Below are 23,287 nucleotides of genomic sequence, written 5' to 3'. Positions count from 1 at the left end.
CGGCCTGACTCTTTACGCCGTCCTCCGCGAACTCCAGGCCCTACTCGGCGTCTGGACCGGCGCTTGCCGTCTCTGCCTGCAACCCGTCCTGCCACGCCCACCCACCCCCGCAGACTCGACATAACAAAGTACTACTAGGGAGCGTCCCGGACACCCTCGCCCGGCTTGACCTTCGGCGGCGGGAGCCGGAGCCGGCGGATCTGGAGCGACCGCATCACCGAGTACATCGCGAGCCCGCGCTCCGTGCTGTCGGGGTGGCGCTCGCGGACGAGCTTGCGCATGCGGCGGACGAGGAACACCGAGTCGAACGCGACGAGCAGGATCAGGGCGTACCAGGCGTACATGAGGAACACCTGGATCTGAGCGGACGCGGCGGTCGTGAGGATCTGCTGGCTCGTCGCGACGGACAGCAGGATCTGGAACAGCAGGACGCCGAGGGTGGTGAACAGGAAGTAGCCGCCGAAGCCGCGCCGGGAGTCGACGACGTCGCGGACCAACCGGCGGACCGGCCCGGCGTCACGCGGGGGGAGGTTGCTCTCGTCGCCGGTGCGCAGCGCTCGCGCCTGCTCCTGCCGGGTGTCGGGTGCCCGACCGCTCTTCTGCCGCTCGCGCAGCATGCGGGAGGCCTCTTTGCGGTCCTTGGGCGCCTGGATGTACGTGCGGCGTCGGCGCTCGGCCTCCCTGCGTTTGGGGGTGGGACGCCCCTTGCCCGCCAGTGCGGGGGGAGGCTCGGCGGGCTCTGGGTTCGCTGCCTTCTCGGCAGTGGCGCGGCGTCGGAACACGCCCTCAGGGTAGTAGTGTGCGGGCTCCTTGAATACCAAGGGCATCCTGCCTGGGACTTCGCGCACGACGGGAAGGCCCTGGCCTCGCCGCTCGGGCGCCTACTGGCCTAGGCTGGGGGCCACATTCGGATCCGATAATGGTGCCGGCGCCAGACATGAGGGGGCTACACGGCATATGAGCGTGATGAAGCGGTTCACGATGATCTTCCGCGCCAAGGCCAACAAGGCCCTGGACAAGGCGGAGGACCCCCGCGAGACCCTCGACTACTCGTACCAGAAGCAGCTCGAGCTGCTGCAGAAGGTGCGCCGGGGAGTCGCCGACGTCGCCACGTCGCGCAAGCGGCTCGAGCTCCAGATGAACCAGATCCAGCAGTCCTCGACGAAGCTGGCCAACCAGGCCAAGGCCGCGATGGGCCAGGGCAGGGAAGACCTCGCGCGCGAGGCCCTGACCAGGCGCTCGGGCGTCCAGCAGCAGCTCACCGACCTGCAGGCCCAGCACTCCCAGCTGCAGGGCGAGGAGGAGAAGCTCACCCTCGCGTCCCAGCGACTGCAGGCCAAGGTCGACTCCTTCCGCACCCGCAAGGAGACCGTCAAGGCCACCTACAGTGCGGCCGAGGCGCAGACGAAGATCAACGAGGCGTTCTCCGGCATCTCCGAGGAGATGGGCGACGTCGGCATGGCGATCCAGCGCGCCGAGGACAAGACGAGCGAGATGCAGGCCAGGGCCGGTGCGCTCGACGAGCTCATCGCCTCCGGCGCGCTCGACGACGTCACGGGCACCCAGAAGGACGACATCCAGACGGAGCTCGACCAGCTGGGCAGCGACTCCCAGGTGGAGCAGGAGCTGCAGCAGCTGCGCAAGGAGCTCGACGCCGGCGAGGCCCCGAAGGAGCTCGGCGCCGCGCAGGTCGAGGGCCAGCCCGCCGCCGAGGCGCAGCCCGCGGCCGGTCAGGCGCAGCCGAGCGAGGCGCCGCAGCAGGCCAGGCCCGGTGACGGAGCATGATCGTCCGGATCCTCGGTGACGATCAGTACGACGTCGCCGACACCGAGTCCGATGGTCTCAACGTGCTCGACGCCGACCTGCAGCGCGCCGTCGACGCGGGCGACGAGGACGCCTTCCGAGCCTCCCTGGCGGCGCTGCTCGCCCGGGTGCGTGAGGTGGGCACCAAACTCCCGGCCGACACGTTGACCACTTCAGACGTGATGTTGCCGCAAGACGACGCCACGTTGACCGAGGTCGCGGAGACGCTGCACGAAGAAGGGTTGATACCCGGGTGATCGGGGACACACATGACTAAGACCCGTTTTGCACCGGACAAGGGCCTCACCGCCCGCATGGGCCTCACGATGTTCCTCCTGGGGCTCGTCTACACGGCGTTCATCGCGGGCCTCATCGCGATGTTCTGGCGTGGCGGCGGTTGGGTCTGGGTAGTTCTCATCGCCGCCGGTTTCCTGGCGGTCCAGTTCCTGTTCTCCGACAAGATCGCGTTGGCCGCGATGCGTGGTCACGTGGTCACGCCGGAGCAGGCGCCCGAGCTGCACGCCATGATCGACCGGCTCACCGCGATGGCGAACATGCCGAAGCCGAAGGTCGCGATCTCCAACAGCGACATCCCCAACGCCTTCGCGATCGGGCGCAGCCCGAAGAGCGCCGTCGTGTGCGCCAGCACCGGCATGATGCGGCAGCTCACCACGGAGGAGCTCGAGGCCGTTCTGGCGCACGAGCTCTCCCACGTCGCCCACCGCGACGTCGCGGTGATGACGATCGCGTCCTTCCTCGGCGTGCTCGCCGGCATGATGGCGCGCATGGGGCTGTACGCGATGGCGTTCGGTGGCGGCAGCCGCGACCAGAACGGCGCGGCGGCCGCGCTGGTGATGCTGGGCGTCGTCGCCGTGAGCGCCGTCGTCTACGGCATCAGCTTCCTGCTGATCCAGGCCCTGTCGCGGTACCGCGAGCTGGCCGCCGACCGTGCGGGTGCGCACCTGACCGGGCGCCCGAGTGTCCTGGCCAGTGCCCTGCAGAAGGTCTCGGGTCAGATGGCGTCCATCCCGAACAAGGACCTGCGCAAGGCGGAGGCGTACAACGCGTTCTTCTTCGCCCCGCTGAAGAGCAAGGGCTTCAGCTTCTCGAGCCTGTTCTCCACGCACCCCTCACTGGAGAAGCGGCTCGCCCAGCTCGCGCAGATCTCGACCCAGCTCGGCGAGGTCGCGCCCGGCCAGCAGCGCACACCGGGTCCGGCGTACGACGTGATCCCCGGCATCGACCAGACCGCGGTCGACTCCGACGCACCCCGTCCGGTCGAGTCCGCTCCGCGGCAGGCGCCGACCACGTGGAACCAGCCGCCGGCGCAGCAGCCCTGGCACCAGCCGCACTCCGGCGAGGGATACCCGCCCCGCGGAGCCCGCTGAGCATGGGGTTCCTCGACGTACTCCTGGGCAGGACCAAGCCGGCCAAGCCGAACCTCGACCAGCTGTTCGGCCTGACCGGCGCCGGCCTCACCCTGCAGGCCGCGATGGGCTTCGAGCCCACGGGCGTGGGGTCGGTCTGCTACCGCGAGATGGAGGGCCAGGCCTTCTACCAGACCCAGGCCGACGTCACCGAGCTGCTCGACGCCGACCAGGGTCCGAAGGTCGAGAAGAGCAAGGACGACTACGGCTACACCTGGCTGGTCTGCCGCCACGACCCGCTGGACGTCACCGGGCTCGTCACCGACCTGCACGCGGTCAACTCCACGCTCGAGGCCAATGGGTTCGGCCCGTCGCTGCTCTGCTCGCTCGTCGGGTTCCGGCACCCCGACGGACGCATGCTCGGCCTCGTGTACCTCTACAAGCAGGGCTCGTTCTACCCGTTCGCGCCGAAGGGCAAGCAGCAGCGCGACAACGTGCTCGAGCTGCAGGTCAAGACGCAGGTGACCAACGACCTCAAGGTCGAGCAGGACACGAGCAGGTGGTTCCCCGTGTGGGGAGCCCCGGGACTCTGAGCGACGAGCCGGGAGTGTAGAACGTCTTCGTGATGTTCCCCATCCTCGTCGCCGTTCTCAGCGTGATCGTGGCCGTCGCCGCCGACTACTTCATCGAGGCGTCCCTTCGCCGCACCGGGCCGAGCGAGGGCCTGTCGCCGGAGGAGATCCGCCGCCGGTGCCGGCGTACGCGGCTGGGTGTCGCCGCCCTCACCGTGCCCGTGCTGGCCGTCGTGGCGGTGACGATGGTGCTGCAGCCGGGGCAGGCATGAGAGCCGGCCCCGGGGCGGTCCCGCACACCGGGCGCATCACTGTGCGACCATGGGGAATGCAACGAGATGCGACCTCGTTGCCCTGAACGTACCGACAACCCGATCTCCGGGAGCGCATGATCATGACGGTCCAGCACGACGGCCAGACCGAGGTTGTCGCCGAGGCGACACCGGACGGTCCCGTAGTCCTCACCGAGGTCGCCGCGAGCAAGGTCAAGAACCTGCTGGAACAGGAAGGCCGCCTCGACCTCGCCCTGCGGGTCGAGGTCCATCCTGGTGGATGCTCCGGGCTGCGGTACCAGCTCTACTTCGACGACGAGCAGCGCGACGGCGACGACACGACCTACTTCGGCGACGTCAGCGTGGTGGTCGACCGTAAGAGCGTGCCGTTCATCAAGGGTGCGGTGATCGACTTCACCGACACCATCCAGAAGCAGGGGTTCACGATCGAGAACCCCAACGCCACGGGCTCCTGCGCCTGCGGCGACTCCTTCCACTGATCTCGGCGTCCAGGCGGGCCCGCGGTGCCACGCACCGTGGGCCCGTTCCGCTGTCGGCGCTCGACCGGTGGCGTGGCGGCTCTCCTCAGCCCAACGGGTAGGGCCCGAACCGTCCCCAGACGACCACCGCCGCCAGGACCAGGAGCACGGCGTTGATGCCGACCACCGGGAACTCGTGACGCCGACCGTGCGTGACCGCCGCCCCGACCATCACGAGCACGAGACCCACCGCCGCGAGGGGCGTCAGCACGGTCGCGATACCGGTGACGGCCGGCAGGATCAGGCCGAGTGCGGCGAGGATCTCGACGGTGCCGATCAGCTTGATCATGCCGGGCGAGAAGTCCTCGACCCAGGACATGACCGACTCGAGGCTCTCCTTGGGGCGGAGGAGCTTCATCCCTCCCGACAGGAGGAAGGCGAGTGCGAGCAGGCCCTGCAGCACCCAGAGGACGACGTTCATACGCGAACCCCCATGATCGCCCGGACGGGGTGTCCGAGGTGATGGGTGGAGCGCCCGGCCGGACGAATGTATTCCGGTCGGGACGTGTCGGCAGTGTCGTGCGGTGGGTGCACTTGGGCTCCCGGCCGGAACCTGGAAGACTCGGGACGTCCCTGATCCCTGTCGAGGAGCATTCGTGCAGATCGCTGTCACCGGTTCGATCGCCACCGACCACCTGATGCAGTTCTCGGGTCGCTTCGCCGACTCGCTCGTCGTCGACCAGCTGGACAAGATCTCGTTGTCCTTCCTCGTCGACGATCTCGAGGTACGCCGCGGCGGCGTGGCGGGCAACATCGCGTTCGGCATGGGCAGCCTGGGCCTGCGCCCCCTCCTCGTCGGCGCGGTGGGACAGGACTTCGGCGAGTACCGCGCGTGGCTCGACGAGCACGGCGTCGACACCAGCGCCGTCCGCGTCTCCGAGACCCGGCACACCGCGCGGTTCGTGTGCACCACCGACCGTGACACCGCGCAGATCGCCACCTTCTACTCCGGCGCGATGAGCGAGGCCAGGGAGATCGAGCTAGCGCCGCTCGCCGGGCGGCAGGGCGGGCTCGACCTCGTCGTCATCGGGGCCAACGACCCCGACGGCATGCTCAGGCATACCGCCGAGTGCCGTGACCACGGCTACCCGTTCCTCGCCGACTGCAGCCAGCAGCTCGCGTTCATGGAGCGCGACGGCATCCGCGCCCTCATCGACGGCGCGCGCTACCTGTTCACCAACGAGTACGAGGCCGGGCTCACCGAGCAGAAGACCGAGTGGAGCGCCGCCGAGATCCTCGACCGCGTCGGCACCCGGGTCACCACGCTCGGCGCCGACGGCGCGCGCATCGAGTCCAAGGACGCCCCCACGGTCCACGTCAAGGCCGTGCCGGTGCGCGAGATCTCGGAGCCGACGGGTGCCGGCGACGGCTTCCGCGCCGGGTTCCTCGCCGGCCTGGCCTGGGAGCTCGACCACGTGCGCTGCGCGCAGCTCGGCTCCGTGCTCGCCGCGTACGTCCTCGAGGTCGACGGCCCACAGGAGTACGGGTTCGAGAAGAAGGCGTTCCTGCAGCGCTTCACCGATGTCTTCGGCGCCGACGCAGCCGCGGACGTCGAGCCGCACCTGCTCGGCGCGGGCGCGTAGGGCCCGACGGTCAGCGCAGGCTCGCCCTGGCGGCCCGCATGCCATCGTCGACGAACCGCCTGGCGTGCGCCGCGAGGTCGGCGCCGTCGTCCCACAGGTTGCGCCAGACGCCGAGCGTGTTCGACAGGTCCGGGTCGACGACGGCCGAGGAGAAGCTCTCGAACGTGATCGGCCCGCCGTACCCCGACGCCGCGAGCGCGCGGAAGAACCGGGGGAAGTCGACGGTGCCCGAGCCGAGGTAGCCACGGTGGCTCTCGCCGACGTGCACGTAGCCGAGCCGGTCGCCGGCCTCGGCGACCGGTCTCGCGAGGTCGCCCTCCTCGATGTTCATGTGGTACGTGTCGAGGTGCAGCACGACGTTGTCGGCGCCGATGTCGTCGGCGAGCGCCAGCGCGTCGCGGGTGGTGTTGACGAGGTTGCTCTCGTACCTGTTGACGACCTCCAGCCCGATCCGCACGCCCGACGGCGCGGCCGCGGCGGCCAGCTCGCGCAGGACGGCGACGGCGTTGGCACGTCCCGTCGCGGTGGCCGGTCGCGGGTGCTTGGCCATCGCCGAGTGCACGACGCCGGTGAGATGGGTGGCGCCGACGGCCGTGACGACGGCGAGCGCCCGGTGCAGCGTGTCGCGTCCCGCGTCGACGACCGCGGTGTCGTCGCTGGAGATGTCGTTCGTGAACGTGAGCCCGAGCGACGCCGTCGCCGCGAGGCCGTGCTCGGCGAGCAGCCGGCGGGTGAGGTCGACGTCGACGTTGTCCGGGGTGGTCGCGGTCAGCTCGATCAGGTCGTAGCCGGCGCGCCGGCTGCTCTCGACGGCGACGCGGGTCTGTTCGGGGGACCAGCCGCCGACCCAGACCGCGGCGTGGACGCCGATCGGATTCACGGGCCGATTTGACATCCTGTCCGTACAGGATGTCAATAGAGTTCCCCTCGTCTCGCCGGGAGTAGCCTCGACCCGTGACCGCCGAACGCATCGACAGAGACTCGCGGCTGCCGTTCTACGCGCAGTTGAAGCAGCTGCTCGTCGACCAGCTCGAGCACACCTGGAAGGCCGGTGAGCGGCTGCCGGGCGAGGTCACGCTGTGCGAGCGCTATGGCGTCTCGCGCACGGTGGTCCGGCAGGCCCTCGACGAGCTGCAGGCGGAGGGACGGATCGTCAAGCGGAAGGGTCAGGGCACGTTCGCGTCCGGGGGCAAGGTCGACGAGACGCTCTTCCAGTCGCTGACCGGCCTGCACGAGGACGTCACCGCGCGGGGCGGCACGCTGGTCAGCGAGGTGCTGCGCTTCGAGTTCACGCCGGCCACGAGCGAGATCGCCGCCGAGCTCGAGATCGCCGACGGCAGCCCGGTGGTCTACCTGGAACGGTTGCGCCACGCGAACGGCGAGCCGTGGGTGCTGACCCGCACATACCTCCCGCACGACCTCGCCCCCGGGCTGCTCGAGGAGGACTTCACCCGGCAGTCGCTGTACGCCGTGCTCGAGGACAGGTACGGCGTCCGGCTCGACCACGGCCGGCGGCTCGTCGAGGCCGTCCCCGCGAGTGTCGCGGTCGCCGAGGCGCTCGGCCTGCAGGAGCACGACCCCGTCCTGCTGTTGCACAGCACGTCGTGGGACGCGTCCGGCCGGCCGGTCGAGTACTTCCTCGCCTACCACCGCGGCGACCGCAGCAGGTTCCAGGTGCACCTGCGGCGCCGCTCCCGCCCGGCGCCGGACAAGGTGCCGGGGATGCTGCTGACGGAGAACGGCGGCTCCTAGGTCCAGGCCTCGATGGCTGCCTCGACAGCCGGCCCTTGACAACCTGTCATTACAGGATGACAGTACTGTCCTGATCGCCTTCGAGGAGGTCCCGTGCCCGCCTTCGCCACCGTCCCGGTCGACCCGTTCCGGATCACCCTCGACGCCGACCGCGGGCTCGTCACGCCGGCCGGGCCCGTGGCCACGCGGCGGATGTCGGACCTCGCCGGGCTGTTCGCCGACCGGGGGGCGTGGGAGCGTGCGGTGGCCGACGGCGACCCGGTGGTCTACGAGGTCGCCTCGTCGCCGGTGCCCGAGGAGGCGGGCGAGGTGGCGCAGTCGATCACGACGATCCAGCCGGGTGACGTCGCGGGCGAGCTGTACCTGACGAAGGGGCACCAGCACCCCAACCCCCGCGGCGAGATCTACCTGGCGCTCGCCGGCCGCGGCGGTCTGCTGCTCTTCGACGGCGAGCGGACCGAGTGGATCGAGCTGGCGGTCGGCGAGATCGGGTACATCCCGCCGCGCTGGGCGCACCGCAGTGTGAACGTCGGCGACGAGCCGTACCGGTTCCTCGCGGTGTACCCGGGCGACTCCGGTCACGACTACCAGTGGGTCCTCGACCACGGGATGGGTCGCCGCGTCGTCCGCGGCGGGTCCGGCGTCGACCTCGTGCCGTTCGCGCCGACGTCCTGAGGAGCGCGGACCGTGACCGATCCCGCCGAGACCGCCGGTACCGCCGGCACCGTGCTCGTCACGTCGCGCTCGTTCGGCACCGGACGGGTGGACGTGGCGGGACACCTCGACGCCGCCGGGCTGCGGCCGGTCCGCGGCTCGGTCGTGCACGATCTGGCGGAGTTGCGGCCGCTGCTGGCCGACGCCGTCGGCTGGATCGCGGGCACCGCGGCGGTGACCGGCGAGCACCTGGACGCGGCCCCGCGGCTGCGCGTGGTGGCCCGCTACGGCGTGGGCGTCGACGCGGTGGACGTCGCGGCGGCGTCGCGGCGGGGCGTCGTCGTGACCAACACGCCGGCGGCGAACACCACGGCGGTCGCCGACCTCACCCTTGCGCTCGCGCTGGCGGTGCTGCGCAACGTGGTCGAGGCGTCGGGTGCGGTGCGCGCGGGGGACTGGTCGGTGCGTCGCGGGCGCGAGCTCGGCGCGCTGACCGTCGGTCTCGTCGGGCTCGGGCGGATCGGGCTGGCGGTGGCCGCGCGGCTGCGCGGGTTCGGCTGCACCGTGGTCGGACACGATCCGTACGCCGACGCGGACGTCGGCAGGACGGTGGGTGTGGAGCCGGTGGCGCTGCGCGACCTGCTCATGACCGCGGATCTGGTGAGCCTGCACTGTCCCGGCGGCACCGTGCGGATCGACGACGGCGCGCTCGCCCGCGTTCGGCCCGGCGCGGTGCTCGTCAACACCGCACGCGCCGACCTCGTGGACGAGACCGCCGTCGCCCGGGCGCTCCGCGACGGGCGGCTCGGCGGCTACGGCGCCGACATGGTGGCCGGCGAGGCCGGGTCCGACAGTCCGGTGCTCGCCCCCGACCTCGCCGATCGCGTCGTCGTCACCCCGCACCTCGGCGCGCAGACGGTCGACGCGGTGGACCGGATGGGCGCCGGTGCCGTGCGTGCCGTCGTCGACGTGCTGGCCGGGCGTACGCCCGAGTCGGCCGTCGTGTCGACGGGAGCAGTGCGATGAGCGGTGACCTCGCGATGGCGTTCGTCGGCGTCAGCACCGGGCAGTCCTCGATCAGGCGGGTGTACCCGGCGTGGGCGCGGATCCTCGGCCTGCCGACCGAGCGGCTGGTGGGACACGACGTGCCGTTGGGTGCGCGGGACGAGGAGTACCGCGAGCTGGTGAAATGGCTGCGCGACGACGAGACGTGCGCCGGTGCGCTCGTCACCACACACAAGGTCGGCGTGTACCAGGCTGCCGCGGACCTCTTCGACGACCTCGACACGTTCGCGTCGCTATGCGGCGAGATCTCGTCGGTGTCCAAGCGCGACGGCAGGCTCGTCGGCCACGCCAAGGACCCGTTGACGGTCGGCCTGTCGCTGGAGGAGATCGTCCCGCAGAACCATTTCGCCGGGACCGGCGGTCACGTGCTCTGCCTCGGCACCGGAGGCGCGGGCATCGCGCTCGCCTGGTACCTGGCGCAGCGCGCCGACCGGCCCGAGCGGATCGTCTGCACCGCGCGGCGGACGAAGCGGCTCGACGACCTCAGGGGGGTGATGCGCCGCGGCGGCCTCGATGCCGGCCGGATCTGCCCGGAGCTGGTCGACGGTCCCGCGGACCGGCTGCTGAAGGGCCTGCCGCCGCACAGCCTCGTGGTCAACGCCACCGGGCTGGGCAAGGACCGGCCGGGGTCGCCGCTGGGTGACGGGGCCGCCTTCCCCGAGCGCGGCATCGCGTGGGACTTCAACTACCGCGGCAGCCTGGAGTTCCTCCACCAGGCGCGGGCGCAGCAGGTCGAGCGTTCGCTCACCGTGGTGGACGGCTGGCGCTACTTCGTGCACGGCTGGTCGCAGGTGATCGCCGAGGTGTTCGACCTGTCCCTCACGCCGGCGCAGGTGGAGGATCTCGCGGTGGCGGCCGAGGAGGTCCGGTGAGCGTGGGGATCGTACGCACGGTGCTCGGGGATGTCGTTCCCGAGGCGCTCGGTCGTACCGACTACCACGAGCACCTGTTCCAGGTGTCCCCGCTGCTGCCGGGCGACGAGCTCGACGACGAGGACGCCGGCCGAGCGGAGGCCGCGTCGCTGCGGACGGCCGGCGTCGACGCGATGGTCGACGCCACGCCCGTCGGGCTCGGTCGCGAGCCGGCGGCGGTCGCGCGCGTCGCGGCCGCGACGGGACTGCACGTGGTCCTGACCACGGGCGCGCACCGCGAGCCGCACTACCGCGAGGGACATCCGCTGCTCGGCATGGACGAGCGGGGGCTCGCGGAGCTGTTCGCCGGTGACCTGACCGACCGGGCGTACGACGACCGCGGCGGTGCGGACCCGGCCACGCCCGTACGGGCCGGGGTGCTCAAGGCCGGCGTCGGCTACTGGTCGATCTCCGCGTTCGAGCGGCGGGTGCTCGGTGCGGTGGCGGCGACGCACGGCGAGACGGGCGCGCCGGTGATGGTGCACCTGGAGCACGGCAGCGCGGCGTTCGAGGTGCTCGGCGAGCTCGCCGAGCTCGGCGTCCCTGCCGACCGCGTCGTGCTCGCGCACGTCGACCGCAACCCCGATCCCGGCCTGCACGCCGAGATCGCGGCCGCCGGCGCGTACCTCGGGTACGACGGCATGGCGCGCCACCGGTCGTGGCCGGACAGCGTCGTCCTCGACTGCCTGGTGCGGGCGGCGGAGTCCGGTGCGGCGGCGCGGATCCTGCTCGGCGGCGACGTCGCACGCCGGCGGCGCTACCGGGCGTACGGCGGGATGCCGGGCCTCGACTACCTGCCGCGCCGGTTCGTGCCACGGCTGGAGCTGGCGGCGGGCGCGGACCTCGTCCGTACGGTGCTCGTCGACAACCCGCGCCGGTGGCTGACGTGGTCCCCGGTCCTGCAGAGTGGAGGTGGACGCACGTGAGGACCGTCCTGGTGACCGGTGCCACCAGCGGCATCGGGGAGGCGGCGGCGCTGGCGCTCGCCGAGCACGGCTGGTGGGTCGCGGCCGGTGGTCGCGACGCGTCGCTGGTGCACCGGCTCGACGGCCGCGGGGAGTTCCTGCCGGCCGACCTGACCGACGGCGGCGCACCGGAACGCCTCGTCGCCGACGTCGTGGCGCGACGCGGCGGGCTCGACGCGCTCGTCAACAGCGCGGGCGTCCACGACCGGGCGACGGTCGCCGACCTCACGGCGGAGCATCTCGACGCGATCCTCGACTGCGACCTGCGCGCAGCCGTCCTGCTCGCCGGCGCCGCGGTACGCGCCATGCGGGAGGACGGCGGTGGCGTGGTCGTCAACGTCGCGAGCGAGGCGGGCCTGCGGGTGGTGCCGAGCCAGGTGGCCTACAACGTCGCGAAGGCCGGCATGGTCATGCTCACCAGGTGCATCGCCGTCGACCACGCGGCCGACGGGATCCGCGCCGTCTCGGTCTGTCCCGGCACCACGCGCACGGCACTCGTGGACGGCGCGATCGCCGCCGCCGACGACCCGGAGGCACACGAACGCACGTTGGCCCTGATGCGTCCGGCGGGACGTCTCGGCCGGGTCGACGAGATCGCCGCGGCGATCGTCTTCGCCACCTCACCGGAGGCGGCGTACATGACGGGGACCGAGCTCGTTCTCGACGGCGGCTTCTCCGCCGCCTGACGATGGGAGTAGCAATGAGGCTGGCCATCAAGATCACCGTGCTCGCGATGGCGGGCACGGTCATGCTCGGCGGTGCCGGGTGCGACGGCGGCGGGGGAGAGGCGTCGAACGAGGCCAAGAAGGTCACGATCGGGTGGACGCCGCCCGACAACACCGGCGTGTTCAAGACCGCCACCAACTACTTCAACGCGGCTGCCAAGCAGGCCAACAAGAACGGCTTCGACGTGGAGGTGCTGACGCGGTCGCCTGCGACGCACACCGACTTCGCCGACCAGCTGACGATCGTGGAGGACTTCGTCTCCAAGAACGTCGACGTCATCGTCATCTCGCCGTCGGACGTGCAGGCCGCGAAGCCGGCGATCAAGCGGGCGAACCAGTCGAACATCCCGGTGATCGTGGTGAACCTGCTGGAGAAGCAGTCCGACATCGAGGTCGCGTCGTACATCGGCTTCGACAACTCCGACGCCGCGCAGGTCACCGCGTACTCCGTCCTCGACTACTACGGCGGCCCCGGGTTCCTCGGCACCGGCGAGAAGGTCGACGTCGAGGAGGACACCTACCTCGACCTGAAGTGGTGGCGGAAGCTGTATGCCGACGCCGACAAGCAGGCGCCCAAGGCGAACGGCGCGGTGATCGAGGGCATCGCCGGCACGTTCTTCTCCGACGAGCGCAACAAGGGCTTCACCGACGTGCTGCGCGACTACCCGAACGTCAAGACGCTCGGCAAGCCGCTCGCCGCCGACTGGAACCGGGAGAAGGGAGTGAAGGCCGCGGAGAACTTCGCCTCGCGCTACGACGCCTCGGAGATGAACTTCATCTGGGGATCCTCGAACGAGATGGCACTCGGCGCGATCCAGGCACTGCAGCGGCGCGACATGCTGAACACGGCGGGCCCGACCGTCGCGGCGCCGAAGGACAAGGTGTCGATCTTCACCAACGACAACACGCCGGAGTCGACCGACGCGATCCGCGACGGCAAGATCATCGCGGAGACCACGCACGGCTTCCCGGAGTGGGGATGGTTCGGCGCGCAGTTCGCGGTGCAGCTGGCCTGCGACCAGAAGGTGCCCGCGACGTTCGACATCCGCCCGCGGACGGTATGGAAGGACAACGCCGACCGGTTCTACCCCGACCCGAAGCTCGAGCCGATCGACTGGAAGAAGATCAGGACGGACTGCTGAGGGGAAGGTCGTTGATGACACTCCTGGAGGTCGCCGGTGTCCGCAAGGCGTACCCGGGCGTCCTGGCGCTGGCCGGCGTCGACCTCACCGTCGACGCCGGTGAGGTGCACGCGTTGCTCGGCGAGAACGGTGCCGGCAAGTCGACGCTGATGAAGGCGATCGCCGGCTCGGTGGTGCCCGACGCCGGGTCCATGACGGTCGGCGGCCGCGCCGTGCCGTTCGGGTCGCCCGAGGCGGCGCGGTCGGCGGGCATCGGCATCGTGTACCAGGAGCTCAGCCTCGTCCCGCAGCGCTCGATCGCGGAGAACGTCATGCTCGGACGCTGGCCGACGAGATTCGCCGGCCTCGTCGACTGGAAGCGGTTGCGTGCGGACGCCGAGGGTCCGCTCGAACGGATCGGGTTCCGTGTCGACCCGAGGCGTCCGGTCGCGGAGCTGGGGATGGCGGAGCGGCAGCTCGTCGAGATCGCCAAGGCACTGTCGAGCGAGGTCCGGGTGCTGCTCCTCGACGAGCCGACGTCGGCACTGTCGGACCGTGAGGCGACCCGGCTGTTCGACCTCGTCGGGCAGCTCACCGAGCAGGGCGTGGCGGTGATCTACGTGTCGCACCGGCTCGCCGAGATCGTCAGGATCTCGCGGCGCGTCACCGTCCTGCGCGACGGGCGTGTCGTCGGCACCGTGCCGACGGGGGAGATCGACGAGGACGGCCTCGCCGCGATGATGGTCGGTCGCGCGACGAGCCTCGTGGCGGCGCCGGGCGGCAGACCGTCCCGACCCGGGGACGACCGCCCGGTCGCCCTGCGCGTACGCGGGCTCGCCCGTCCGCCGCGGCTCGCACCGGTCGACCTCGACCTCCGCGAGGGCGAGATCGTCGGCGTGTTCGGTCTCGTCGGCGCGGGACGTACGCGGCTGGCGTCCGCGCTCTTCGGCCTGGAGCCCGCGACGGCGGGGACGATCGAGGTCGCAGGCACACCTCGTCGCGTGGCGTCACCCGCCGACGCGATCGCGGCGGGAATCGGGTTCGTGTCGGAGAGCCGCGGGCAGAGCCTCGTGCCGAAGATGAGCGTCGCGTCGAACATCACGCTGGCGTCGCTGCCGAGCGTGACGCGGTCCGGCCTGTTGCGCTTCGACGCCGAACGCCGCGAGGCGCGCCGCTACGTCGACGAGCTGCGCATCAAGGTGGCGTCTCCCGCGGTCGACGTCGAGACGCTCTCGGGCGGGAACCAGCAGAAGGTCGTGCTCGCGCGGTGGTCGTGCTCGGGTTCGCGGGTGCTCGTCCTCGACGACCCGACGAGGGGCATCGACGTCGCCGCGAAGGAGGAGGTCTTCGCACTCGTCCGGCGGCTGGCCGCGGACGGGGTCGCGGTGCTGTACCTCACCTCCGAGGTGCGGGAGGCGAGGGCGCTCGCCGACCGGGTGCTCGTGATGGCGGGCGGCCGCGTGGTCGCGGAGGTCGAGCCGTCGGCGACGGAGGAGGACATCATGGCGAAGGCGGGTGGCGCGCATGTCGGTTGACGAGAGCCGGGCGCCGGACGAGACGGACGAGGAGACCGACCGGTCGGGCGCGAGCGGCTTCCAGCGCGGTGTCGGACGCGTCGCGTCGCTCGCCGGTGGGCGCGGCGGGGCGCTGATCATCCTCGTCGGCCTGCTCGTCGTCTTCTCGATCGTGTCGCCCGACTTCCGCACCGGCAACAACCTGCTCAACATCCTCCGGCAGTACTCGGTGCCGATGATCCTCGCCGTGGGCATGACGCTGGTCATCGTCGCGCGCGGCATCGACCTCTCGGTGGCCGCGACGGCCGCGCTGTCCGGCAGCGTCATGGGTGTCGCGTTCTCCAGCTGGGGGTGGCCGGCGCCGCTCGCGTTGCTCCTCGGTCTCGCGTCGGGCGCGGCGGTGGGTGCGTTCAACGGGTTCGTCATCACGCGCTGGCACGTGCCCGACTTCGTGGCCACCCTCGGCACCCTGACGGCCGTCCGCGGCATCGCGCTGCTCGTGACCGACGGGCTCCCCGTGCCGGACGCGCAGGCCGCCGTCGAGGGACGCACCCTGCCCGACTCGGTCCTGACGCTCGGCGGCGGCACGCTCGGCCCGATCCCGTTGATCGCGCTCGTGGCGCTCGTCTGCGTGCTCGTCGGGGCGTTCGTGCTCGGCCGCACGACGCTCGGGCGCTCGGCGTACGCGGTCGGCGGCAACCCGGACGCCGCGCTGATGTCGGGCATCAAGGTGGCGCGCACGAAGATCTCGGTGTACGTGTTCTCCGGCGTTCTCGCCGCGATCGCCGGCTTCATGCTCACCGGCCGCCAGGGCAGCGCCAACGCGCTCAGCGCCGACCAGATGGAGCTGCAGGCCATCGCCGCCGTCGTCGTCGGCGGCACGAACCTCTTCGGCGGCGAGGGCCGGGTGAGTGGCACCGTCATCGGCATGCTGGTGATCGGCGTGCTCTCCAACGGCCTGGCCATCATCGGGGTGTCGGACTTCTGGCAGCGGGTGGTCAACGGCCTCGTGATCGTCGTGGTCGTCGCGCTCGACCAGTGGCGCAGGCGCGCCGCCAGGGCGGTGGGGTGATGGCCGAGCTGCTCTGCGGTGTCGACCTGGGCACGACGGGCACGCGTGCCGTGCTGTACCGGGTCGACGGCACGCCCGTGGCCGAGGCGTCGCGCGACACCCCGCTGCGGTGGCAGGGCCCCGGCCGGGTCGACCAGGACCCCGACGACTTCGTCGCCGCGGCGCTCGAGGCGATCGCGGACTGCGTCCGGCGGGCGGAGGTGCCGCCGGGCGATGTCGCGGCGATCGGCGTGAGCGGCCAGATGGCAGGCATCCTCGGCATGGGCGCGGACGGGACGGCGTCGACGCCATACGACTCCTGGCTCGACATCCGGTGCGCCGGCGAGCTCGCCGAGCTCGACCGTGCCCACGGCGACGCGCTCGTCCGGGTGGGCGGCTGCCCGCCGATGGTCAACCACGCGCCCAAGCTGCGCTGGTGGCGACGGCACCGGCGCGAGGCGTTCGACGCCACCGTGAGGTGGGTGATGCCCGCCGGGTACGTCGCCAGCCGCCTGGCCGGGCTCCGTCCCGACGAGGCGTTCATCGACGTCACCTACCTGCACTTCACCGGCCTCGCCGACGCCAGGGCCGGCGCGTGGTCCGAGGAGCTGTGCGCAGCGCTCGAGGTGCCGATGGCGCGGCTACCGCGGATCGTTGAGCCGGCGACCGTCGTCGGGGCGCTCACCGCCGAGGCCGCCGACGCCTCCGGGCTGAGCCGGGGCACGCCGATCGCCGCGGGTCTCGGCGACACCGCGGCCTCCGCGCTGGGCGCCGGCATCGTGCGTCCCGGGCAGCTGCTCGACGTCGCGGGCACCGCGGCGGTCCTCGCCGTGTCGACCGACCGCTTCGTGCCCGACGAGCGGTCGCGCACACTCATCGCCATGCGCGGCGCCGTCGCGGGGCAGTGGATCTGGCTGTCGTTCCTGTCCGGCGGATCGCTGCTGCCGTGGCTGTCGGAGGTCCTCGCCGGCGGGGCCGGCGGGGCCGGCGCGGACGGCGAGGGCTTCGCGTCGCTCACCGCCGAGGCCGCCGGGGCGCCGGTCGGCTCCGCCGGGCTCGTCTTCGTCCCGCACCTCGACGGGCGCCTGCTGCCGAGCGACGCCGCACTGCGCGGTGCCTGGCTCGGCCTGCACCGTGACCACCGCAGGCCGCACCTCGTCCGCGCCGTCCTGGAGAGCGTCGCGTACGAGTACGCCGGCTACCTGCGCGCTGTCACGGCGCTCGACCCGTCGTACGCCGCCACCGCGGGACACGTCGTTGGCGGCGGGGCGCGCAGCGCGGTCTGGAACGCGATCAAGGCGTCCGTCCTCGGCGTCCCCCTGCACGGGCTGGTGCGGGAGGAGCTGACCTGCTGGGGCGCGGCGCTCGTCGCCGGCGCTGCCGTGGGACTCGTGGATGACCTCGCGGCGGCTGCGACCGCGGGTACGGTCGTCGCGCGCCGGTACGAGCCGGTGCCGTTGGAGCACGCGACCTACCGGGAGTACGAGTCGGTCTACCGGGACGCCGTGTCCGCGGCCGCGTCGGTGAGCGGGCGGCTCTCGGCACTTGCTGCGGAGGGTGAGGTGAGGGAGTGACCACGGTGCAGGAGCTCGACGTGGTCGTCGTCGGCGCGGGGCGTGCCGGTGCGGTGCACGCGGTCAACCTGACCGAGAGCGTGGCGAGGGCACGGGTGGTCGGCGTGGTCGACGCCGACGCTGCGGCGGCCCGCGCACTCGCCGACCGGGTCGGGGCGGCCGGCGTCGCCGCGTCGCTCGAGGAGGCGATCGACCGGCTGGCCTTCGACGCGGTCGTCGTCACGACGCCGACGTTCCTGCACCGCGACCTCGCGGTCACGGCCGCGCGGGCGGGCAGGCACGTGTTCTGCGAGAAGCCGATGGCGCTGTCCGTCGACGAGTGCGACGAGATGACCGCGGCCGCGGAGCAGGCGGGCGTCGTGCTCCAGATCGGCTTCATGCGCCGCTTCCAGCCCGAGTTCGCCGAGGCACGCAGGCGGATCGAGGCGGGTGAGATCGGCGAGCCGATGGTCGTGAAGTCGCTCACCAGGGGGCCCGGCCTGCCGCCGCCGTGGGCATGGGACATCGACAGGTCCAACGGCATGCTCGCCGAGGTGACGAGCCACGACTTCGACTGCGTGCGCTGGCTCGTCGGCTCCGACATCGTGCGGGTCTACGCCGAGGTGAGCAACCGCAAGGGACGCCTGCGCGGTGTCACGAACCCCGACTTCTACGACAACGCCGTCGTCGCGCTGCGGTTCGCGTGCGACGCGATCGGCACGATCGACGGCACCTGCCCGGCGGACTACGGCTACGACGCCCGGGTGGAGGTGCTGGGCAGCGAGGGCCTGCTCGTGATCGGCGACGTCCGCGGCCAGGCCCTGCTCGAGGTCCGCGACCGCGACGAGGGCGCCCGCGTACCCGTCCACCGCACCTGGCCGGACCGGTTCGAGGCGGGGTACCTGGCCGAGATGCGGGCGTTCACCGGGGCCGTGCTCGAGGGCACGCCGCCTGCCGTCACCGGCGCGGACGGCCGGGCCGCCGTCCGCGCGGTCGTCGCGGCGAACCGGTCCTGGCGGGAGGAGCGACCCGTCTCCCTTGCGGACGCGCCGTGAGAGCGGCCGTCTACCGCGGGCCCGGCGACCTGCGGGTGGAGGCGTGCGGCATCTGCGGCACCGACCTGCGCATCGTCGACGGCCACCACCGTGCGTACGCCGGTGACCCGCGTCGGGTCCCCGGGCACGAGATGGTCGGCGTGGTGGCGGCCGCCGGCGAGGGGAGCGGCGTGACCGAGGGCGACCGGTTCTTCGTCGCGCCGAACATCGGCTGCGGCGCCTGCCCGGAGTGCCTGGCCGGCCGGGTGACGGCGTGTGGCACGCCGGAGGCGCTGGGCGTCACGCGCGACGGCGGTCTCGCCGAGCACGTCCTCGTCCCCGCGCGCGGCGTCGAGGCGGGGAACCTGCTCGCCGTGCCGCCCGGTGCCGACGCGGCCGCCCTGACCCTCGTCGAGCCGCTCGCCTGCGTCCTGCGCGGCCAGCGCCCGCTCGCCATCGGGCCGGACGACGTCGTCGTCATCATGGGCGCCGGGCCGATCGGTCTCGTGCACCTCGCGGCGGCGCGCGCCCACGTGCCCGCGTGCGTGATCGTGAGCGCGCGGTCGCCGCACCGGCGCCGGGAGGCGTCCGCGCGAGGCGCCGACGTCGTCGTCGACCCGGCCGCGGACGACCTGGCGGAGGTGGCCGCGGCGCACTCGGCCGGCGGGCGCGGCGCCGACGTCGTGGTCGTCGCCGTCCCCGTCGCGGCGGCCCAGCGCGAGCGGTCGAGGTGGCCGCTCCCGGCGGTCGCGTCAGCCTCTTCGCGGGCCTGCCGCGGCAGGCGTCGACGGTCGAGCTCGACACCAACCTGGTCCACTACAAGGAGCTGCTCCTCACCGGGACCAGCGGCAACACCGTCGCGGACTGCGCCGAGGCGCTCGACCTCGTCGTCACGGGACGGATCGACGCGGCCGCGCTCGTCGGCGGACGGTACCCTCTCGCCGAGGTGGGCGCCGCGTTCGCCGCCGCGCGGTCCGGGCGGGCGCTGAAGGTGGTCGTCGAGCCCTGAGACTCGGGGACAGAGGGGAGCGGCCGGGTGCCGATCGAACCGCCGGTGACGAGCTGGCGGCTCCCCGACCCGGCCGCCGCCGCCGACCAGGCGCTCGTCGGCGTCGGCGCGGACCTGACGCCCGGCACGCTCCTCGCGGCGTACCGCACCGGCCTGTTCCCCATGCCGTTGCGCCGCCGCATCGGCTGGTGGTCGCCGGTGCGGCGTGGCGTCATCCCGCTCGACGGGCTCCGGGTCCCGCGCTCGCTGCGCCGGTCGCTGCACAGGTTCGAGATCCGGGTCGACACCGTGTTCGACGAGGTCGTGGCGGCATGCGCCGTGCGCGACGAGGAGACCTGGATCACGCCCGACATCCACGCCGCCTACCGCGAGCTGCACGACCTCGGCTGGGCGCACAGCGTCGAGACGTGGTCGGACGACGGCGAGCTCGCCGGCGGCCTCTACGGGGTGGCGATCGGCGGGCTCTTCGCGGGCGAGTCGATGTTCCATCGGGAGACCGACGCGTCGAAGGTCGCCCTGGTGGCGCTCGTCCACCTGCTGGCGGCGGATGATGCCGGCGCCACCGAGCGGGTGCTCGACACCCAGTGGCTGACCCCGCACCTGGCGTCGCTCGGATGCGTCGAGATACCGCGGGCCGAGTACCTCGAACGACTCTCCGTCGCGCTCGAGCTCCCGCTGCCGCCCGCGTTCGCCTGAGACCGGTGAGACACGCCCGGCGAACCTGCCTACCCCTGCGGAGGTGACGGCGTTCGACCAGTAATGTGGCCTTGATTCTGGCTGCCCTTGCGCAGCCCGGACATGTTCGGCATGAGTCGAGTAGGCATGAGTAACCAGCGTGGAAGGCGAGACGTGACCCCACTGCGTCGCTCACCGCTCCGCAGGCGAAGCACGCACGCCGCCGTCGCGGTCCTCGTGCTGCTCGTGGTGACGGCCTGCACCAGGGACGAGATCGTCAGGTTCGGCATGCCGCTCCCGGCCTCCGAGGAGGCGAAGCGGATCCTCTCGCTGTGGCAGGGCTCCTGGATCGCCGCCCTGGCCGTCGGCGTCGTCGTCTGGGGCATGATCGTCTGGGCCGCGATCTTCCACCGCAAGAAGAAGAGCGACAAGCTGCCGCCGCAGGTACGCGAGAACGGCCCGATCGAGGCCATCTACACGATCGTCCCGCTCATCATGGTCTCGGTCTTCTTCTTCTTCACCGCCCGCGACGAGGCCGTGCTGATCGACACCAGCAAGAAGCCCGACGTGGTCGTCGACGTCGTGGGCTACCAGTGGAGCTGGAAGTTCTACTACGAGAACGACGGCATCAACGGCCGCCAGCTCGAGGACGGCGTCTACGTCGTCGGCGACCCGGCCAAGCGGCCCACCCTGGTGATCCCCGAGGGCCGGCGGGTGCAGTTCAACCTGTACAGCCAGGACGTGGCCCACTCGTTCTGGATACCCGCCTTCATGTTCAAGCGCGACGTGATCCCCTACACGCAGCCGCCGGGCGACCAGGAGCTCTGGCAGCTGCCGGAGAACAAGCAGCCGATCTGGGACAACAAGTTCCAGGTCGTCCCGAACCGGCAGGGCACCTTCGCCGGGCGCTGCGCCGAGCTGTGCGGCACCGATCATTCCCGCATGCTCTTCACGGTCAAGGTGGTCAGCTGGACCGAGTACCAGCAGTTCATCGAGGACACCAAGGCCGCACAGACGGACGCGGGAGGTGCGGGCTCATGACCGCCACGGTGACGGAGACGCCGAGCGGCGCCGAGGTGCGCCGTCCGCTCGGCACGGTCGTGGTCGACTGGCTGACGACGACCGACCACAAGAAGATCGGGCACCTGTACCTGATCACCTCGTTCACGTTCTTCCTCGTCGGCGGGGTGCTCGCCCTGGTGATGCGCGCCGAGCTCGCGCAGCCGGGGCTCCAGATGGTCTCGAACGAGCAGTTCAACCAGACGTTCACGATGCACGGCACGATCATGCTGCTGCTGTTCGCGACGCCGTTGTTCGCCGGCTTCGCCAACGAGATCATGCCGCTGCAGATCGGCTCGCCCGACGTCGCGTTCCCCCGGCTCAACATGCTGAGCTACTGGCTGTTCGCGTTCGGCGGCACCATCGTCATCGCCGGTTTCCTCACCCCGGGCGGCGCGGCCGGCTTCGGCTGGACCGCCTACACCCCGCTGTCGGACGCCCAGTACTCGCCGGGCCTCGGCGGCGACCTGTGGATCATGGGCCTCACGCTCGCGGGCTTCGGCACGATCCTCGGCGCGGTCAACTTCGTCACCACGATCCTGACCATGCGGGCCCCCGGCCTGACCATGTTCCGGATGCCGATCTTCACCTGGAACATCCTGCTGACCAGCGTGCTCGTCCTGCTGGCCTTCCCGGTGCTGGCGGCCGCGCTGCTCGCGCTGGCCGCCGACCGCCTGCTCGGCGCGCAGATCTTCGACCCGGTCAACGGCGGCGCCCTCTTGTGGCAGCACCTGTTCTGGTTCTTCGGCCACCCCGAGGTCTACATCATCGCGCTGCCGTTCTTCGGCATCATCACCGAGGTCATCCCGGTGTTCAGCCGCAAGCCGCTGTTCGGCTACACCGGCATGGTCGGCGCCACCATCGCGATCACCGGGCTGTCCATGACGGTCTGGGCGCACCACATGTTCGTCACCGGCGCGGTCCTGCTGCCGTTCTTCTCGTTCATGTCCTTCCTCATCGCGATTCCCACCGGGGTGAAGTTCTTCAACTGGGTCGGCACGATGTGGCGGGGCCACCTGTCGTTCGACACCCCGATGATGTTCGCGGTCGGGTTCCTCACCACCTTCCTGTTCGGCGGCCTCACCGGTGTCATCCTCGCCTCGCCGCCGTTGGACTTCCAGGTCTCCGACTCGTACTTCGTCGTCGCCCACTTCCACTACGTGGTGTTCGGTACCGTGGTGTTCTCGATGTTCTCCGGGTTCTACTTCTGGTGGCCGAAGTGGACCGGCAAGATGCTCGACGAGCGGCTGGGCAAGCTGCACTTCTGGCTGCTGTTCTTCGGCTTCCACCTCACCTTCCTCATCCAGCACTACCTCGGCGTGATCGGCATGCCGCGCCGCATCGCCGACTACGACGCCGACGCCGGCTTTACCGGGATCAATCAGATCTCCAGCGCCGGCGCACTGCTGCTCGGCATCTCGATGCTGCCGTTCTTCTACAACGTGTGGCGCACGGCCAAGCGCGGGGCCAAGGTCGAGATCGACGATCCCTGGGGCTACGGCGGGGGCCTGGAGTGGGCGACGTCCTGTCCGCCGCCACGCCACAACTTCACCTCATTGCCGCGCATCAGGTCCGACCGTCCCGCGTTCGACCTGCATCACGCGCCCAGGCGGCCATCCGACGCGACCCAGGTGGAAGGACGCACGTCGTGAAGGTCCAGGGCATCTTGTTCCTCGGCGTGGCGATCTTCTTCGCCATCGCCGACGTCATCTACTGGATCTTCTCCAAGGACCCCACCGGCACCACGGCCCTGGCCCTGGCCATCGGCATGGCGCTGCTCATCGGCTACTACCTGACGTACACCCAGCGCAGGGTGCCCAAGGAGGACCTGTACGAGGACGACCGCGACGCCGAGATCTCCGACGGCGCCGGCGAGCTCGGCTTCTACAGCCCGCACAGCTGGTGGCCGCTCGCCCTGGCCGCCTCGTGCGCGGTCACGTTCGTCGGCCTGCCGATCGGCTGGTGGCTGGTGATCATCGGTGGCCTGTTCGCGATGATCTCCGTGGTCGGCTGGGTCTTCGAGTACTACCGCGGCGAGTTCCGCCACTAGCTCGCTCGGCGGC

The 23,287-nt window shown here is 71.5% G+C and carries 26 protein-coding genes and 1 pseudogene; 24 read left to right on the top strand and 3 right to left on the bottom strand.

Features of this window, described 5'->3' with window-relative positions:
- Positions 1–134 precede the first annotated feature (134 nt).
- Entirely contained in the window at positions 135–827 is a 693-nt protein-coding gene (locus tag GEV10_17035) for a DUF3043 domain-containing protein (protein MQA80161.1), read from the bottom strand.
- Between the two features lie 130 nt (positions 828–957).
- Between GEV10_17035 and GEV10_17030 the strand changes: the two genes are divergently transcribed.
- The 6 genes from GEV10_17030 (at position 958) to GEV10_17005 (ending at position 4,514) form a co-directional block, all read left to right on the top strand.
- The gene (locus GEV10_17030; protein ID MQA80160.1) at positions 958–1,785 is read left to right on the top strand and encodes a PspA/IM30 family protein; all 828 of its coding nucleotides are present in this window, start codon (positions 958–960) and stop codon (positions 1,783–1,785) included.
- A complete protein-coding gene (locus GEV10_17025) occupies positions 1,782–2,060 on the top strand; it encodes a hypothetical protein (protein MQA80159.1) in 279 nt (92 codons plus the stop codon). Before GEV10_17030 ends, GEV10_17025 begins: the two co-directional genes overlap by 4 nt.
- A gap of 12 nt (positions 2,061–2,072) precedes the next feature.
- Entirely contained in the window at positions 2,073–3,191 is a 1,119-nt protein-coding gene (gene htpX / locus GEV10_17020; protein MQA80158.1) for a zinc metalloprotease HtpX, read from the top strand.
- 2 nt (positions 3,192–3,193) lie between these two features.
- Positions 3,194–3,763 carry a hypothetical protein gene (locus GEV10_17015; GenBank protein ID MQA80157.1) on the top strand — a complete coding sequence of 190 codons (570 nt, stop codon included), beginning with the start codon at positions 3,194–3,196 and terminating at the stop codon, positions 3,761–3,763.
- A gap of 29 nt (positions 3,764–3,792) precedes the next feature.
- The gene (locus tag GEV10_17010; GenBank protein ID MQA80156.1) at positions 3,793–4,014 is read left to right on the top strand and encodes a hypothetical protein; all 222 of its coding nucleotides are present in this window, start codon (positions 3,793–3,795) and stop codon (positions 4,012–4,014) included.
- 122 nt (positions 4,015–4,136) lie between these two features.
- Positions 4,137–4,514, top strand: a complete 378-nt coding sequence (locus GEV10_17005; protein ID MQA80155.1) for an iron-sulfur cluster assembly accessory protein — start codon at positions 4,137–4,139, stop codon at positions 4,512–4,514.
- Between the two features lie 85 nt (positions 4,515–4,599).
- Here the strand turns inward: GEV10_17005 and GEV10_17000 are convergent, their stop codons facing one another.
- Positions 4,600–4,974 (bottom strand): DoxX family protein, encoded by a 375-nt coding sequence (locus GEV10_17000; GenBank protein ID MQA80154.1) that lies wholly within the window; start codon positions 4,972–4,974, stop codon positions 4,600–4,602.
- Between the two features lie 175 nt (positions 4,975–5,149).
- Here GEV10_17000 and GEV10_16995 point away from each other — a divergent pair, with 175 nt between their 5' ends.
- Complete coding sequence (locus GEV10_16995; protein MQA80153.1) at positions 5,150–6,136, top strand: carbohydrate kinase family protein; 987 nt, start codon at positions 5,150–5,152, stop codon at positions 6,134–6,136.
- A gap of 10 nt (positions 6,137–6,146) precedes the next feature.
- Here the strand turns inward: GEV10_16995 and GEV10_16990 are convergent, their stop codons facing one another.
- The gene (locus tag GEV10_16990; GenBank protein MQA80152.1) at positions 6,147–7,016 is read right to left on the bottom strand and encodes a TIM barrel protein; all 870 of its coding nucleotides are present in this window, start codon (positions 7,014–7,016) and stop codon (positions 6,147–6,149) included.
- An 89-nt stretch (positions 7,017–7,105) separates the two neighbouring features.
- Here GEV10_16990 and GEV10_16985 point away from each other — a divergent pair, with 89 nt between their 5' ends.
- The 17 genes and pseudogenes from GEV10_16985 to GEV10_16905 all read left to right on the top strand — a co-directional run bounded on the left by GEV10_16985 (position 7,106) and on the right by GEV10_16905 (position 23,274).
- Positions 7,106–7,888: a UTRA domain-containing protein gene (locus GEV10_16985; GenBank protein ID MQA80151.1), complete on the top strand. Its 783-nt coding sequence runs from the start codon at positions 7,106–7,108 to the stop codon at positions 7,886–7,888.
- Between the two features lie 93 nt (positions 7,889–7,981).
- Positions 7,982–8,563, top strand: coding sequence for a cupin domain-containing protein (locus GEV10_16980; GenBank protein ID MQA80150.1), 582 nt, complete (start codon positions 7,982–7,984; stop codon positions 8,561–8,563).
- A 12-nt stretch (positions 8,564–8,575) separates the two neighbouring features.
- A complete protein-coding gene (locus GEV10_16975; protein MQA80149.1) occupies positions 8,576–9,568 on the top strand; it encodes a hydroxyacid dehydrogenase in 993 nt (330 codons plus the stop codon).
- Positions 9,565–10,479 (top strand): shikimate dehydrogenase, encoded by a 915-nt coding sequence (locus GEV10_16970; protein MQA80148.1) that lies wholly within the window; start codon positions 9,565–9,567, stop codon positions 10,477–10,479. The genes GEV10_16975 and GEV10_16970 overlap by 4 nt, the downstream gene beginning before the upstream one ends.
- Positions 10,480–10,481: 2 nt before the next feature.
- Complete coding sequence (locus tag GEV10_16965) at positions 10,482–11,444, top strand: aryldialkylphosphatase (GenBank protein ID MQA80147.1); 963 nt, start codon at positions 10,482–10,484, stop codon at positions 11,442–11,444.
- On the top strand, positions 11,396–12,169 hold the full coding sequence (locus tag GEV10_16960; protein MQA80146.1) for an SDR family oxidoreductase: 774 nt from the start codon (positions 11,396–11,398) through the stop codon (positions 12,167–12,169). Before GEV10_16965 ends, GEV10_16960 begins: the two co-directional genes overlap by 49 nt.
- 14 nt (positions 12,170–12,183) lie before the next feature.
- Positions 12,184–13,350, top strand: coding sequence for a substrate-binding domain-containing protein (locus GEV10_16955; GenBank protein ID MQA80145.1), 1,167 nt, complete (start codon positions 12,184–12,186; stop codon positions 13,348–13,350).
- A gap of 11 nt (positions 13,351–13,361) precedes the next feature.
- Positions 13,362–14,864: an ATP-binding cassette domain-containing protein gene (locus GEV10_16950; GenBank protein ID MQA80144.1), complete on the top strand. Its 1,503-nt coding sequence runs from the start codon at positions 13,362–13,364 to the stop codon at positions 14,862–14,864.
- Positions 14,854–15,915 carry an ABC transporter permease gene (locus tag GEV10_16945; GenBank protein ID MQA80143.1) on the top strand — a complete coding sequence of 354 codons (1,062 nt, stop codon included), beginning with the start codon at positions 14,854–14,856 and terminating at the stop codon, positions 15,913–15,915. The genes GEV10_16950 and GEV10_16945 overlap by 11 nt, the downstream gene beginning before the upstream one ends.
- Complete coding sequence (locus GEV10_16940) at positions 15,915–17,468, top strand: xylulose kinase (protein MQA80142.1); 1,554 nt, start codon at positions 15,915–15,917, stop codon at positions 17,466–17,468. Before GEV10_16945 ends, GEV10_16940 begins: the two co-directional genes overlap by 1 nt.
- Positions 17,465–18,502 carry an oxidoreductase gene (locus tag GEV10_16935; GenBank protein MQA80141.1) on the top strand — a complete coding sequence of 346 codons (1,038 nt, stop codon included), beginning with the start codon at positions 17,465–17,467 and terminating at the stop codon, positions 18,500–18,502. The genes GEV10_16940 and GEV10_16935 overlap by 4 nt, the downstream gene beginning before the upstream one ends.
- Positions 18,322–18,831: pseudogene (locus GEV10_16930) on the top strand (alcohol dehydrogenase catalytic domain-containing protein). The gene GEV10_16935 and the pseudogene GEV10_16930 overlap by 181 nt, the downstream one beginning before the upstream one ends.
- Before the next feature lie 132 nt (positions 18,832–18,963).
- On the top strand, positions 18,964–19,470 hold the full coding sequence (locus tag GEV10_16925; protein MQA80140.1) for a zinc-binding dehydrogenase: 507 nt from the start codon (positions 18,964–18,966) through the stop codon (positions 19,468–19,470).
- 47 nt (positions 19,471–19,517) lie between these two features.
- Positions 19,518–20,186 carry a leucyl/phenylalanyl-tRNA--protein transferase gene (locus tag GEV10_16920; GenBank protein ID MQA80139.1) on the top strand — a complete coding sequence of 223 codons (669 nt, stop codon included), beginning with the start codon at positions 19,518–19,520 and terminating at the stop codon, positions 20,184–20,186.
- Positions 20,187–20,312: 126 nt separating this feature from the next.
- The gene (locus GEV10_16915; GenBank protein ID MQA80138.1) at positions 20,313–21,206 is read left to right on the top strand and encodes a cytochrome c oxidase subunit II; all 894 of its coding nucleotides are present in this window, start codon (positions 20,313–20,315) and stop codon (positions 21,204–21,206) included.
- A complete protein-coding gene (ctaD, locus tag GEV10_16910) occupies positions 21,203–22,876 on the top strand; it encodes a cytochrome c oxidase subunit I (GenBank protein ID MQA80137.1) in 1,674 nt (557 codons plus the stop codon). The genes GEV10_16915 and ctaD overlap by 4 nt, the downstream gene beginning before the upstream one ends.
- On the top strand, positions 22,873–23,274 hold the full coding sequence (locus tag GEV10_16905; GenBank protein ID MQA80136.1) for a cytochrome c oxidase subunit 4: 402 nt from the start codon (positions 22,873–22,875) through the stop codon (positions 23,272–23,274). The genes ctaD and GEV10_16905 overlap by 4 nt, the downstream gene beginning before the upstream one ends.
- The last annotated feature ends 13 nt before the right edge of the window (positions 23,275–23,287 follow it).

Source organism: Streptosporangiales bacterium (genome assembly GCA_009379955.1).
Taxonomy (GTDB): domain Bacteria; phylum Actinomycetota; class Actinomycetes; order Streptosporangiales; family WHST01; genus WHST01.
The sequence above is the reverse complement of the archived record's forward strand: the minus strand, read 5'-3'. Positions and strand labels throughout refer to the sequence as shown.

Coding starts and splice junctions, on each gene's coding strand:
- GEV10_17035 (MQA80161.1), bottom strand. CDS start 827: ATGCCCTTGGTATTCAAGGAGCCCGCACACTACTACCCTGAGGGCGTG.
- GEV10_17030 (MQA80160.1), top strand. CDS start 958: ATGAGCGTGATGAAGCGGTTCACGATGATCTTCCGCGCCAAGGCCAAC.
- GEV10_17025 (MQA80159.1), top strand. CDS start 1,782: ATGATCGTCCGGATCCTCGGTGACGATCAGTACGACGTCGCCGACACC.
- htpX (MQA80158.1), top strand. CDS start 2,073: ATGACTAAGACCCGTTTTGCACCGGACAAGGGCCTCACCGCCCGCATG.
- GEV10_17015 (MQA80157.1), top strand. CDS start 3,194: ATGGGGTTCCTCGACGTACTCCTGGGCAGGACCAAGCCGGCCAAGCCG.
- GEV10_17005 (MQA80155.1), top strand. CDS start 4,137: ATGACGGTCCAGCACGACGGCCAGACCGAGGTTGTCGCCGAGGCGACA.
- GEV10_17000 (MQA80154.1), bottom strand. CDS start 4,974: ATGAACGTCGTCCTCTGGGTGCTGCAGGGCCTGCTCGCACTCGCCTTC.
- GEV10_16970 (MQA80148.1), top strand. CDS start 9,565: ATGAGCGGTGACCTCGCGATGGCGTTCGTCGGCGTCAGCACCGGGCAG.
- GEV10_16955 (MQA80145.1), top strand. CDS start 12,184: ATGAGGCTGGCCATCAAGATCACCGTGCTCGCGATGGCGGGCACGGTC.
- GEV10_16945 (MQA80143.1), top strand. CDS start 14,854: ATGTCGGTTGACGAGAGCCGGGCGCCGGACGAGACGGACGAGGAGACC.
- GEV10_16940 (MQA80142.1), top strand. CDS start 15,915: ATGGCCGAGCTGCTCTGCGGTGTCGACCTGGGCACGACGGGCACGCGT.
- GEV10_16925 (MQA80140.1), top strand. CDS start 18,964: ATGGGCGCCGGGCCGATCGGTCTCGTGCACCTCGCGGCGGCGCGCGCC.
- GEV10_16915 (MQA80138.1), top strand. CDS start 20,313: ATGAGTAACCAGCGTGGAAGGCGAGACGTGACCCCACTGCGTCGCTCA.
- ctaD (MQA80137.1), top strand. CDS start 21,203: ATGACCGCCACGGTGACGGAGACGCCGAGCGGCGCCGAGGTGCGCCGT.